Raw genomic sequence first — 12,218 nt, 5'->3', positions numbered from 1 at the left:
CAGTTATATGGAGTTAAGCGAAGTATTAATAATGGAGGGTTTAAAGGATTATGGTGTTACGAAGTACGGTGCTATTTTATTTTTCATGAATAGCACCGTGCTTATTATTTAATAAGATACTTCGTTGATTACTCGTTCTATTTCAAAACGATTGGTGATTTTACTGTCTACTTTCACATAGACGCAATGTTCTAACTTCGCCAGCAGTACATCTTTGACACCAGGCGTTGTCAGTAAGCATTTTTCCAGTTTTTCATCTGCCATTACGTTTTCTGGGATTTCAATGCGCAAACTGCTGACATACGGCGGTTCTTTCATGGTACTGGCGACTGTCAGCCACACTGCGGCCAGCATTGCGCCAGCGAGAAATACCCCCTGACCGTCAAACATGCCGTCAATCCAGCCGCCCAGCGAACCGCCAATCGCCACGCCAAGAAACTGGCTGGTGGAGTAAACACCCATCGCCGTACCTTTGTAACCTGCTGGCGACTCTTTACTGATAAGTGAGGGCAGGAGGGCTTCCATCAAATTAAACGCCACAAAGAAAAGCTGCACGCCGACCACCAGTTGCCAGAACTGCGTTTGCGCGTTCCACAACACAATTTCCGCAACCACGATCAACCCGACGCAGAAGACAAAGACTTGCTTCATTTTGCGCTTAACTTCAGCGTAGATAATGAAAGGCACGACCGAGCCAAAGGCGATTAGCATTGTCGCCAGATAGACCTTCCAGTGTTCAGCCGCCGGGAACCCTGCATCAGCCAGTTGTCCGGGCAGGGCAACAAACGTCGACATCAGCAAAATATGCAGACACATAATGCCAAAGTTGAGTTTCAGCAGCCGCGGTTCCGCCAGCACTTTACTGAAACTGCCTTTCACCATTCCGGACTCACGATTAAGTACGTGAGTGCTACTGTTGGGCACAACCCAAATGGTCAACGCAATGCCGGTCGTTGCCAGAATAGCGATCATCCAGAACAGCGCGTGCAGCCCAAGTTTGTGAGTGATGATCGGGCCAAGCACCATCGCAATGGCAAAGGTAATGCCAAAGCTCACGCCGATAAACGCCATTGCTTTGGTGCGGTTTTGTTCGCGCGTGAGATCGGAAAGCAGCGCCATAACGGCAGCGGCAATCGCACCGGAGCCTTGTAGCGCCCGACCCAGAATAATTCCCCAGATGGAGTCAGAGAGCGCAGCGATAACGCTACCGGCGGCAAACACTGCCAGCCCACCGACAATTAATGGTTTGCGACCAATGCGGTCGGAAAGCAGGCCAAACGGAATCTGAAAAACGGCCTGAGTCAGACCATAAATACCAATGGCAATACCGATTAATGCTTCGCTGGCACCTTGCAGAGCCATGCCGTACGTGGTCAGAACCGGCAGAACCATGAACATGCCCAGCATGCGCAACGAGAATACGGTCCCTAAACCCCAGGTCGCGCGCCGCTCACCTGGCGTCATTTTATAATCGTTCATTACCACCTCTGTTTTAAATTCGCGACTAGTGTAAAGCGGCAAACGAATGGGGTAAACATGCGGATTTTTTAGTAAATATTTCGAGAGGGATATGTTTCTAATGCTAAGAAAAAAGGTGCCGTAGCACCTTTTTAATAGAGAGGTTGTGTTACCACACAGCAGCCAGCAGCGTATGCGAGTCCGGCACCATAAAATCAACGGACATCATCACCGAGAGGGCAGTGATGGCGATGATAGAGAAGCCGAACAGCTTGCGCGCCCAGATTCTGTCATCAGCAACTTTATAACCGCGCAGGGCCATACCTAACCACCAGACGCTCACCGCCGCGGCGACCACCAGATACTTATATCCAGCGTAACCGCCAAGAGAGAGCATCAGCGTGGCAACGGCAAAGGCGATGATATACAGCGTGATGTGATTCTTCGCCACTGAAATGCCTTTTACCACTGGCAATACCGGAATGTTTGCCGCCTGGTAATCCTTAAAGCGGAAAATGGCGATGGCATAGGAGTGAGGCATCTGCCACAGGCTGAAGATAGCCAGCAGGATCGCTGCGCCGCTATCGAACTCGCCGGTTACTGCACAGTAGCCAATCACCGGCGGCGCAGCGCCGGAGAGCGAACCAATCAATGTGCCGTAGACTGAGTGGCGTTTCATGTACAGGCTATAAACGCCGACATAAACCACAAAGCCCATCACCCCCAGCCAGCAGGCCAGCGGATTCGCGCCAAACCACAGCAGCATAAAGCCAGCAATACCCAGCAAGGTGGCGTACACCAGCGAGACAGCAGGAGAGATCAGGCCTTTAACCAGCACCCGATTCTTCGTCCTTTCCATCTTTCTGTCGATATCCCTGTCGATGTAGTTGTTAAACACACAACCCGACGCCACAACCAGTGACACCCCAACCAGCGTGTAGATAAACAGGGGATAATCAATGCTGCCCTTTGAGGCCAGCAGGAATCCCCCAATCACCGAGATCAGGTTGCCAAAGATGATGCCTGGTTTCGTTACTTGCAGGTATTGCTTAAACATCATAACCGCCGCTCTTAGTGCATCATCATGTTGTAGTTGAGGTTCCACATAATCCAGATGGAGCCTACAACCAGGATAGCGATGATTAGCACGGTGAAGACAAACGCCGTCATGTTCCAGCCTTCATCTGATTTGGTATTCATGTGCAGGAAGCACACCAGATGCACCAGAACCTGTACCACTGCCATTGCCAGGATTGTTCCCAGAATTACGGCCGGAGAGGCAGCCCCTGTCATCACCATCCAGAACGGAATCACCGTCAGAATGATCGACAGGATAAAGCCTGTCATGTAGGTTTTTACGCTGCCATGGGACGCGCCGCTGTGATCGGTAGAATGACTCATTACATCGCCCCCATCAGATAAACAACAGTGAACACACAGATCCAAACCACATCCAGGAAGTGCCAGAACAGGCTCAGGCACATGATGCGGGTACGGTTAGTGCTGGTCAGGCCGCGACGAGCGATTTGTACCATCAGCACCGCCATCCAGATAAGACCGGAAGTGACGTGCAGACCGTGCGTGCCGACCAGCGCAAAGAACGCTGACAGGAAGCCGCTGCGATCCGGACCCATGCCGTTAACAATCAGGTGATGGAATTCGTAGATTTCCATCCCGATAAATCCGGCGCCAAACAACCAGGTCAACGCCAGCCAGGAGATAACCTGGCTTTTGTTGTTTTTGTACATGGCGATAGCCGCCATGCCGTAGGTGATGGAGCTGAACAACAGCAAGAAAGTTTCAACCAGAACGAACGGCAGTTCGAAAATGTCCTTACCTGTCGGGCCGCCTGCGGTGCCGTTCACCAGAACGGCATAGGTAGCAAACAAGATAGAGAACAGAATGCAGTCGCTCATCAGGTAGATCCAAAATCCGAAGATTTTGGTTCCGCCTGCATCGTGGTGCCCGTGTTCGTGCGCGTGGGCAGTCGCGTGCGTCAAAGTATCAGTTGCCATTTTTCAGCCCTGCCTTAGTAATCTCATCGAAATGCTGGTTTTCCAGTTTTTCGATTTCTGCCACCGGCACGTAGTAATCCACGTCCTCGTCGAAGCTTTTCACGATCCAGGTGATGATCATGCCTGCGAAGCCAACAATCGCCAGCCACCAGATATGCCAGATCATGGCGAAACCGAAGATGGTGGAGAAAGCTGCAATGACGATACCTGCACCGCTGTTTTTCGGCATATGAATTTCTTCATAGTGGTCAGGCTTTTTATACGCTTCGCCTTTCTCTTTCATTTCCCAGAATGCATCACGTTCGTGAACGTGCGGCACTACGGCAAAGTTATAGAACGGAGGCGGGGAAGAGGTTGCCCACTCCAGCGTACGGCCACCCCACGGGTCGCCAGTCAGGTCACGGTTCTGGTCGCGGTCGCGAATAGAAACGTACATCTGAATAACGAGGCAGAGAATACCCAGCGCAATCAGTACTGCACCGCTGGCTGCAATCATCAGCATGGTGTGGAACTGCGGGTCAATCTGCTGGCTCAAACGACGGGTCATGCCCATGAAGCCCAGCGCATACAGCGGCATAAAGGCAACGAAGAAGCCGATGATCCAGAACCAGAACGCGCGTTTACCCCAGGTTTCGTTCAGTTTGAAACCGAACGCTTTAGGCCACCAGTAGGTCATCCCTGCGAAGCAGCCGAAGACCACGCCGCCGATGATCACGTTATGGAAGTGCGCAATCAGGAACAGGCTGTTATGCAGAACGAAGTCCGCGCCCGGTACTGCCAGCAGCACGCCAGTCATACCGCCCACCGAGAAGGTGACGATAAAACCGATAGTCCACAGCATCGCAGAATGGAACACGATGCGGCCCTGATACATGGTGAACAGCCAGTTGAAGATCTTCACCCCGGTCGGGATGGCGATAATCATTGTGGTGATACCAAAGAAGGCGTTTACGTTCGCGCCCGCACCCATCGTAAAGAAGTGGTGCAGCCAAACGATGAACGACAGCACGGTGATGCAGACGGTTGCCCATACCAGCGAGGTATAACCAAACAGACGTTTACGCGAGAAGGTTGCCGCAATTTCGGAGAACACACCGAAAACAGGCAGGATCAGGATGTAAACTTCCGGGTGGCCCCAGGCCCAAATCAGGTTGATGTACATCATCATGTTGCCACCCATATCGTTGGTAAAGAAATGGGTGCCCAGATAGCGATCCAGGGTCAACAACGCGACGGTAACCGTCAGAATTGGGAAGGAAGCAATAATCAGTACGTTCGCGCACAGTGATGCCCAGGTAAATACTGGCATCTTGAACATGGTCATGCCCGGTGCGCGCATCTTCAGAATGGTAACGAAGAAGTTGATACCGGTAAGCGTCGTACCTATACCGGATAGCTGGAGACTCCATATCCAGTAATCAACACCGACTCCCGGACTGTACTCTATTCCCGATAGCGGTGGATAGGCCAGCCAGCCGGTCTGCGCAAATTCGCCCACGCCGAGAGAAACGTTAACCAGAATCACACCAACAACAGTAAACCAGAAGCTTAAGTTGTTGAGGAACGGGAACGCAACGTCACGCGCGCCGATCTGCAGCGGAACCACCAGGTTCATCAGACCGATAACGAAAGGCATCGCCACGAAGAAGATCATAATCACGCCGTGCGCGGTGAAGATCTGATCGTAGTGGTGAGGTGGCAGGAAGCCCGCTTCACCCGCCGAGGCAAGAGCCTGCTGGCTACGCATCATAATGGCGTCAGCAAAACCACGCAGCAACATCACAATCGCCACGATGATATACATGATACCGAGGCGTTTATGGTCGACGGAGGTCAGCCACTCTTTCCACAGGTAGGTCCACTTACCGAAGTAAGTGATCAGGCCAACGAGCGCCAGACCTCCCAAAATAATGCCAGCGATCGTAACCATGACGATAGGTTCATGGAACGGGACTGCATCAAGTGATAATTTTCCGAACATCTTTATTCTTCCTCAACCCCTTTAATGGGCGGATTCCGCGTGGCTCATGTCCATGCCTTCCATACCTTCGTGTGCGCTGTGCTCACCTTCTGGCTGGGTCATGTCCATGCTCTTACCGTGAGCCATAAACTTGTTAATCACATCGGCAAACAAGTCTGGTTTCACGTTGGAGAAATATTCCACCTGGTTGTATTCGCTAGGCGCGGCCAGTTTTTCGAACGCTGCCATGTCAGACATGGAGTTCGGCGACTGTTTCGCTTTTGCGACCCATTGGTCGAATTCGGCGCGATCCGGTGTTGCAATAACTTTGAACTTCATGCCTGAGAAGCCCGGCCCGCTGTAGCTGGCGGAGATACCGTCATAAGTACCGGGTTCGTTGGCGATCAGATGCAGGCGAGTCTGCATACCGGCCATGGCATAAATCTGGCTACCCAGACGCGGAATGAAGAAGGAGTTCATCACGGAGTTGGAGGTCACTTTGAAGTACACCGGAGTGTTCGCCGGGAAAGCGATTTCATTCACGGTAGCAATGCCCTGTTCCGGGTAGATGAAGAACCATTTCCAGTCCATGGAAACCACTTCGATGGTAATGGGCTTCTCGTCGTGTGCCAGCGGCTTGCTAGGCTCAAGAGCGTGAGTGGTTTTCCAGGTCAGTACCGCAAGGAAGATGATGATTAAGATAGGTACCGTCCAGACCACAGCTTCCACTTTATTGGAGTGTGACCAGTTCGGGCTGTACTTAGCATCTTTATTGCTCGCACGATACTTCCAGGCGAAACCAACAGCCATCAAGATTGCGGGAATAACGACAATCAACATCAGGCCAAATGCCGTCAGTATCAGTGAACGTTGCTCCAGACCAATCTGTCCTTTGGGATCTAACAGCGCAGAATTACAGCCACTGAGCAATACAGTGCCTGCAAATAATGACAACCATCCCAAACTTTTATTGTATTTCCTGAGTCTCATTTAACGACCTCAATTCCACGGGATCTGGTGGCGTTTAAAGTGTGTGGGCATTTTACGGTAAGGTTACATTACTGTAAACATGATTAAATTCCTGTTACTTGGATTTGGCTGTCAGGTCACATATGTTGCAAAACATATCAAGTTGATTTTAAGAAGCTGTTGCAAAAGGGCGTTATAACGAAAGGGGAGTGCAGAAGGAGTTTGGACGGGCAATTGGTATAACCAATCTGGAATAAAACAATTGTTTAACAAATAATTATCATTATGGTGACAATTGGGTGGGGGGGAAAATAAAGACTCATTAGCTGAATCGTGTAAGAAAAAATAGAATTCATAAATTGCGTCAATAATTTCCAAACGCTAAGCCGCACAAAAGAACAAATATTATTAAGCGATACTGATGTTTATTTAGCCGTAATAATTACGGCGAGTGATTACTACAGCTAAATAATATTTACAGATTACGTCAGATGCGTTTTTCGTAGCGCCAGATAATCCAGCAAACCACCAAGCACGACGCCAGAAAGGGCGACTAAAACCCCGACTTCCAGCAGAGCAGGCAGGAAAGAGAAGTGCGTCAAATCCAGCGCGTCCATCGTCAACAGCAGTAACCACACGGCCAACAGGCTGACGCCCGCCGCCAGTGTCCACATGGCAAAGGCATAACCTGCCGGATATTCGGTACGGGAGATAAAGTTGTCATTTACTCGTGTATATTCAAGCGTCTGGCGGCAAACCAGCAGCAAAATAAGCCCCGGTACGGCAGCGGCGACGGAGAATAGATAGAATGTCGACCAGCCGTGTGCTTCAACAAACCAACCCGCCACGGGGCCGACATAAACTCGTCCTACAGCGGAAAGCGCTGAGAGCAGGGCAAATTGAGTAGCGGAAAATGACTTATTACACAGCGTCATTAACAGCGCGACAAAGGCTGATGTGCCCATCCCGCCACAGAGGTTTTCGAAAAAGACGGCTGCGCCCATGCTGTAGAGATGCTTATCAGTAATCGACAGCAGCCAGTAACCAGCGTTAGACGCACCTTGTAAAATGCCGAAAATCAGCAGCGCCCGGAACAGCGACAGGCGCTGCATCAAAATCCCACCGTACAATGCGCCCACAATGGTCGCCAGTAAGCCAAGCGTTTTGTTTACCACGCCTACTTCACCCGCATCAAACCCGACGCCGCGAATCAAAAACGTGGTTGTCAGGCTCATGGCGAATGCGTCGCCCAGCTTATACAGCACGATAAGAAGCAAAATAAGCCAGGCATTATTGCGACCAAAGAAATCTCGCAGAGGTGCAACAACCGCTTGTTCCAGCGTTTTGGGCACAGGAATGGTGTCGGTTGGTTCTGGTGCAAGCAACGTCGCGATAATACAGGGGATCAACAGCGCCGCCATCAACCAGTACATGCCCTGCCAGCCCAGCCATTTATCTGCCAGCCACAGGGCTAGGCCGCCGGAAACCAGCATCCCTAAACGGTAACCCAGCACGCTGATTGCCGCGCCCGCACCACGCTCTTCTGCCGGGAGCACATCGGTTTTCCACGCATCGAAGACAATATCCTGAGAGGCCGAGCAAAAAGCGATCACCACCGCCAGCGCCGCCATCCAGCGGAGTTGGGTGCCTGGTTCGAGAAAACCCATCGCCGCAATGGCGACTAATAACAGGATTTGCGTGGCGAGCAGCCAACCGCGCCGCCGCCCAAAAAATGGGGGCGTGTAGCGGTCCATCAGCGGTGACCAGAGGAATTTAAAAACGTAAGCCTGGCCTACCAGAGAGAAGAAACCAATGGTTTTGAGATCAATATTCTCGACCGTCATCCAGGCCTGTAAGGTACCGGATGTCAGGGCGAGCGGTAGCCCGGAAGCAAAACCCAGGATCAGCAATATGGCTGAACGCGGCTGTTGAAAAATACGTAAATATTGACTGGACATGGGCGTCTACAGGCCCGGCTTGCACCGGGCCAGAGGGCAGAAATTAACGCGCGTTCTGCTTGATGAATTCGTGGATGCTGGTGTCCTGAGACATATCAGCGATGGTATCGGTCAGCACACTGTTAACCGCATCGGCGATATTTTTGTTGGAGGCCTGGAACGCACCTTCAACGTTGTAGCTGGCACGATAGTTTTTGGTCATTTTGTTGCCATTCTGCGCGGTAGCGATGATGGCGATATCCGCTTTGGTCGCGATGTTGTAGCGCACGTTGCCCTGGGACACGTCAGCATACAGTTGGCTAACGATGATTTGCAGATTAACCGGGCCATTCGGACCAACCATGTAACCACGCGCGGTCATCTGTTTTTCCAGCACTTCTTGCAGCAGGAAACGCAGATCGCGGGAGGCGGTCAGGGTAACGATTTGATTATCGCGGGTGACTTTTGCCAGCGCCTGATCGGTACGCTGATCGGCACCATTAATGCTTACGGTGACGCCCATCAGGCTTGGATCCTGCTGTGGCAGTGTAATCGTCGGGGAAACTTCAATAGTTGTTGGCGGTTTTGCGCATCCTGCAAGCATAAACAGAGCAACTAACGGGAAGAGGATTTTTTTGAACATGTTCGGGCTCTCAGAGACTCTTAAGCGTGTTTGGTAAAAATTCCCGCCATCATAACATTGCCAACGGCGAGGGGAAGTGGGTAAGGCATGTAAATTCATCATGTTGACGAAATAATCGCCCCTGGTAAAAGAAACACTGATGCGAGGCCTGTGTTTCAATCTTTAAATCAGTAAACTTCATACGCTTGACGGAAAAACCAGGACGAAACCTAAATATTTGTTGTTAAGCTGCAATGGAAACGGTAAAAGCGGCTAGTATTTAAAGGGATGGATGACATCTCAGCGTTGTCGGAGGAGATACTTCATGATGATACGTGAGCGGATAGAAGAAAAATTAAGGGCGGCGTTCCAACCCGTATTCCTCGAAGTAGTGGATGAAAGCTATCGTCACAATGTCCCAGCCGGCTCTGAAAGCCATTTTAAAGTTGTGCTGGTCAGCGATCGTTTTACGGGTGAACGTTTTCTGAATCGTCATCGAATGATTTACAGTACTTTAGCGGAGGAACTCTCTACTACCGTTCATGCGCTGGCTCTGCATACTTACACTATTAAGGAGTGGGAAGGGTTGCAGGACACCGTCTTTGCCTCTCCTCCCTGTCGTGGAGCAGGAAGCATCGCGTAAAAACGCATTTGCAACTGTCGGCGCTTTTCCAGTATGTTGCTAAAGATTTTATGAAAAACGGCCTGCGGGCCGTTTTGTTTTGTCTGGATTTTGCGCTTTTTGCCCAGCATTCAGACGAAAATTGCCCGGGAATTGTGAAAAAATACGCGACAGCGCGCAATAACCGTTCTCGACTCATAAAAGTGATGCCGCTATAATGCCGCGTCCTATTTGAATGCTTTCGGGATGATTCTGGTAACAGGGAATGTGATTGATTATAAGAACATCCCGGTTCCGCGAAGCCAACAACCTGTGCTTGCGGGGTAAGAGTTGACCGAGCACTGTGATTTTTTGAGGTAACAAGATGCAAGTTTCAGTTGAAACCACTCAAGGCCTTGGCCGCCGTGTAACGATTACTATCGCTGCTGACAGCATCGAGACCGCTGTTAAAAGCGAGCTGGTCAACGTTGCGAAAAAAGTACGTATTGACGGCTTCCGCAAAGGCAAAGTGCCAATGAATATCGTTGCTCAGCGTTATGGCGCGTCTGTACGCCAGGACGTTCTGGGTGACCTGATGAGCCGTAACTTCATTGACGCCATCATTAAAGAAAAAATCAATCCGGCTGGCGCACCGACTTATGTTCCGGGCGAATACAAGCTGGGTGAAGACTTCACTTACTCTGTAGAGTTTGAAGTTTATCCGGAAGTTGAACTGCAGGGTCTGGAAGCGATCGAAGTTGAAAAACCGATCGTTGAAGTGACCGACGCTGACGTTGACGGCATGCTGGATACTCTGCGTAAACAGCAGGCGACCTGGAAAGAAAAAGACGGCGCTGTTGAAGCAGAAGACCGCGTAACCATCGACTTCACCGGTTCTGTAGACGGCGAAGAGTTCGAAGGCGGTAAAGCGTCTGATTTCGTACTGGCGATGGGCCAGGGTCGTATGATCCCGGGCTTTGAAGACGGTATCAAAGGCCACAAAGCTGGCGAAGAGTTCACCATCGACGTGACCTTCCCGGAAGAATACCACGCAGAAAACCTGAAAGGTAAAGCAGCGAAATTCGCTATCAACCTGAAGAAAGTTGAAGAGCGTGAACTGCCGGAACTGACTGCAGAATTCATCAAACGTTTCGGCGTTGAAGATGGTTCCGTAGAAGGTCTGCGCGCTGAAGTGCGTAAAAACATGGAGCGCGAGCTGAAGAGCGCCATCCGTAACCGCGTTAAGTCTCAGGCGATCGAAGGTCTGGTAAAAGCTAACGACATCGACGTACCGGCTGCGCTGATCGACAGCGAAATCGACGTTCTGCGTCGCCAGGCTGCACAGCGTTTCGGTGGCAACGAAAAACAAGCTCTGGAACTGCCGCGCGAACTGTTCGAAGAACAGGCTAAACGCCGCGTAGTTGTTGGCCTGCTGCTGGGCGAAGTTATCCGCACCAACGAGCTGAAAGCTGACGAAGAGCGCGTGAAAGGCCTGATCGAAGAGATGGCTTCTGCGTACGAAGATCCGAAAGAAGTTATCGAGTTCTACAGCAAAAACAAAGAACTGATGGACAACATGCGCAATGTTGCTCTGGAAGAACAGGCTGTTGAAGCTGTACTGGCGAAAGCGAAAGTGACTGAAAAAGAAACCACTTTCAACGAGCTGATGAACCAGCAGGCGTAATTTACGCAGCATAACGCGCTAAATTCGCACAAAGGCCCGTCACCGCCAGGTGGTGGGCTTTTTTTTGTCATGAATTTTGCATGGAACCGTGCGAAAAGCCTCTTTCGGTGTTAGCGTAACAACAAAAGATTGTTATGCTTGAAATATGGTGATGCCGTACCCATAACACAGGGACTAGCTGATAATCCGTCCATAAGGTTACAATCGGTACAGCAGGTTTTTTCAATTTTATCCAGGAGACGGAAATGTCATACAGCGGCGAACGAGATAACTTTGCACCCCATATGGCGCTGGTGCCGATGGTCATTGAACAGACCTCACGCGGTGAGCGCTCTTTTGATATCTATTCTCGTCTACTTAAGGAACGCGTCATTTTTCTGACTGGCCAGGTTGAAGACCACATGGCTAACCTGATTGTGGCGCAGATGCTGTTCCTGGAAGCGGAAAACCCAGAAAAAGATATCTATCTGTACATTAACTCCCCAGGCGGGGTGATCACTGCCGGGATGTCTATCTATGACACCATGCAGTTTATCAAGCCTGATGTCAGCACCATCTGTATGGGCCAGGCGGCCTCGATGGGCGCTTTCTTGCTGACCGCAGGGGCAAAAGGTAAACGTTTTTGCCTGCCGAATTCGCGCGTGATGATTCACCAACCGTTGGGCGGCTACCAGGGCCAGGCGACCGATATCGAAATTCATGCCCGTGAAATTCTGAAAGTTAAAGGGCGCATGAATGAACTTATGGCGCTTCATACGGGTCAATCATTAGAACAGATTGAACGTGATACCGAGCGCGATCGCTTCCTTTCCGCCCCTGAAGCGGTGGAATACGGTCTGGTCGATTCGATTCTGACCCATCGTAATTGATGCCAGAGGCGCAACTGTGCCGCTATACTTATCCAGGGCGGCACAACGCTGTAAGCGGCTTGCGCCTGAGAATGGCATTTGCGTCGTCGTGTGCGGCACAAAG

General features: G+C 50.8%; 11 protein-coding genes. 3 read left to right on the top strand and 8 right to left on the bottom strand.

Annotated elements, in window-relative coordinates; genetic code table 11:
- Nucleotides 1–108: 108 nt before the first annotated feature.
- The 8 genes from ACU8XX_RS18290 to ACU8XX_RS18255 form a co-directional block, all read right to left on the bottom strand.
- Nucleotides 109–1,479, bottom strand: a complete 1,371-nt coding sequence (locus tag ACU8XX_RS18290) for an MFS transporter (protein ID WP_016241941.1) — start codon at nucleotides 1,477–1,479, stop codon at nucleotides 109–111.
- Between the two features lie 148 nt (nucleotides 1,480–1,627).
- Complete coding sequence (gene cyoE / locus ACU8XX_RS18285) at nucleotides 1,628–2,518, bottom strand: heme o synthase (RefSeq protein WP_000971336.1); 891 nt, start codon at nucleotides 2,516–2,518, stop codon at nucleotides 1,628–1,630.
- Between the two features lie 11 nt (nucleotides 2,519–2,529).
- Complete coding sequence (locus ACU8XX_RS18280) at nucleotides 2,530–2,859, bottom strand: cytochrome o ubiquinol oxidase subunit IV (RefSeq protein ID WP_000019869.1); 330 nt, start codon at nucleotides 2,857–2,859, stop codon at nucleotides 2,530–2,532.
- The gene (locus tag ACU8XX_RS18275) at nucleotides 2,859–3,473 is read right to left on the bottom strand and encodes a cytochrome o ubiquinol oxidase subunit III (RefSeq protein ID WP_000179819.1); all 615 of its coding nucleotides are present in this window, start codon (nucleotides 3,471–3,473) and stop codon (nucleotides 2,859–2,861) included. Before ACU8XX_RS18275 ends, ACU8XX_RS18280 begins: the two co-directional genes overlap by 1 nt.
- Nucleotides 3,463–5,454 (bottom strand): cytochrome o ubiquinol oxidase subunit I, encoded by a 1,992-nt coding sequence (gene cyoB / locus ACU8XX_RS18270; RefSeq protein WP_000467180.1) that lies wholly within the window; start codon nucleotides 5,452–5,454, stop codon nucleotides 3,463–3,465. The genes ACU8XX_RS18275 and cyoB overlap by 11 nt, the downstream gene beginning before the upstream one ends.
- A gap of 21 nt (nucleotides 5,455–5,475) precedes the next feature.
- Complete coding sequence (cyoA, locus tag ACU8XX_RS18265) at nucleotides 5,476–6,423, bottom strand: cytochrome o ubiquinol oxidase subunit II (RefSeq protein ID WP_089640167.1); 948 nt, start codon at nucleotides 6,421–6,423, stop codon at nucleotides 5,476–5,478.
- 461 nt (nucleotides 6,424–6,884) lie between these two features.
- On the bottom strand, nucleotides 6,885–8,360 hold the full coding sequence (gene ampG, locus ACU8XX_RS18260; RefSeq protein WP_000098438.1) for a muropeptide MFS transporter AmpG: 1,476 nt from the start codon (nucleotides 8,358–8,360) through the stop codon (nucleotides 6,885–6,887).
- 43 nt (nucleotides 8,361–8,403) lie between these two features.
- A complete protein-coding gene (locus ACU8XX_RS18255; protein WP_001295326.1) occupies nucleotides 8,404–8,982 on the bottom strand; it encodes a lipoprotein in 579 nt (192 codons plus the stop codon).
- 304 nt (nucleotides 8,983–9,286) lie between these two features.
- Between ACU8XX_RS18255 and bolA the strand changes: the two genes are divergently transcribed.
- From bolA to clpP, 3 genes are all read left to right on the top strand, one after another.
- Nucleotides 9,287–9,604 (top strand): transcriptional regulator BolA, encoded by a 318-nt coding sequence (gene bolA, locus ACU8XX_RS18250; RefSeq protein WP_000973448.1) that lies wholly within the window; start codon nucleotides 9,287–9,289, stop codon nucleotides 9,602–9,604.
- 343 nt (nucleotides 9,605–9,947) lie between these two features.
- Nucleotides 9,948–11,246 carry a trigger factor gene (tig, locus tag ACU8XX_RS18245; protein WP_001198386.1) on the top strand — a complete coding sequence of 433 codons (1,299 nt, stop codon included), beginning with the start codon at nucleotides 9,948–9,950 and terminating at the stop codon, nucleotides 11,244–11,246.
- 245 nt (nucleotides 11,247–11,491) lie between these two features.
- Nucleotides 11,492–12,115 (top strand): ATP-dependent Clp endopeptidase proteolytic subunit ClpP, encoded by a 624-nt coding sequence (gene clpP, locus ACU8XX_RS18240; RefSeq protein ID WP_000122253.1) that lies wholly within the window; start codon nucleotides 11,492–11,494, stop codon nucleotides 12,113–12,115.
- Nucleotides 12,116–12,218 lie beyond the last annotated feature (103 nt).

It is taken from the genome of Escherichia sp. MAL-1 (genome assembly GCF_052948035.1).
Note: the sequence above shows the minus strand (reverse complement) of the source record. Positions and strands in the feature narration are given on the sequence as shown.

Excerpts from the sequence above, each read along its gene's own strand:
- cyoB (WP_000467180.1), bottom strand. The coding sequence starts at position 5,454 with ATGTTCGGAAAATTATCACTTGATGCAGTCCCGTTCCATGAACCTATC.
- bolA (WP_000973448.1), top strand. The coding sequence starts at position 9,287 with ATGATGATACGTGAGCGGATAGAAGAAAAATTAAGGGCGGCGTTCCAA.
- ACU8XX_RS18275 (WP_000179819.1), bottom strand. The coding sequence starts at position 3,473 with ATGGCAACTGATACTTTGACGCACGCGACTGCCCACGCGCACGAACAC.
- clpP (WP_000122253.1), top strand. The coding sequence starts at position 11,492 with ATGTCATACAGCGGCGAACGAGATAACTTTGCACCCCATATGGCGCTG.
- ACU8XX_RS18280 (WP_000019869.1), bottom strand. The coding sequence starts at position 2,859 with ATGAGTCATTCTACCGATCACAGCGGCGCGTCCCATGGCAGCGTAAAA.
- ampG (WP_000098438.1), bottom strand. The coding sequence starts at position 8,360 with ATGTCCAGTCAATATTTACGTATTTTTCAACAGCCGCGTTCAGCCATA.
- tig (WP_001198386.1), top strand. The coding sequence starts at position 9,948 with ATGCAAGTTTCAGTTGAAACCACTCAAGGCCTTGGCCGCCGTGTAACG.
- ACU8XX_RS18255 (WP_001295326.1), bottom strand. The coding sequence starts at position 8,982 with ATGTTCAAAAAAATCCTCTTCCCGTTAGTTGCTCTGTTTATGCTTGCA.
- cyoE (WP_000971336.1), bottom strand. The coding sequence starts at position 2,518 with ATGATGTTTAAGCAATACCTGCAAGTAACGAAACCAGGCATCATCTTT.
- ACU8XX_RS18290 (WP_016241941.1), bottom strand. The coding sequence starts at position 1,479 with ATGAACGATTATAAAATGACGCCAGGTGAGCGGCGCGCGACCTGGGGT.
- cyoA (WP_089640167.1), bottom strand. The coding sequence starts at position 6,423 with ATGAGACTCAGGAAATACAATAAAAGTTTGGGATGGTTGTCATTATTT.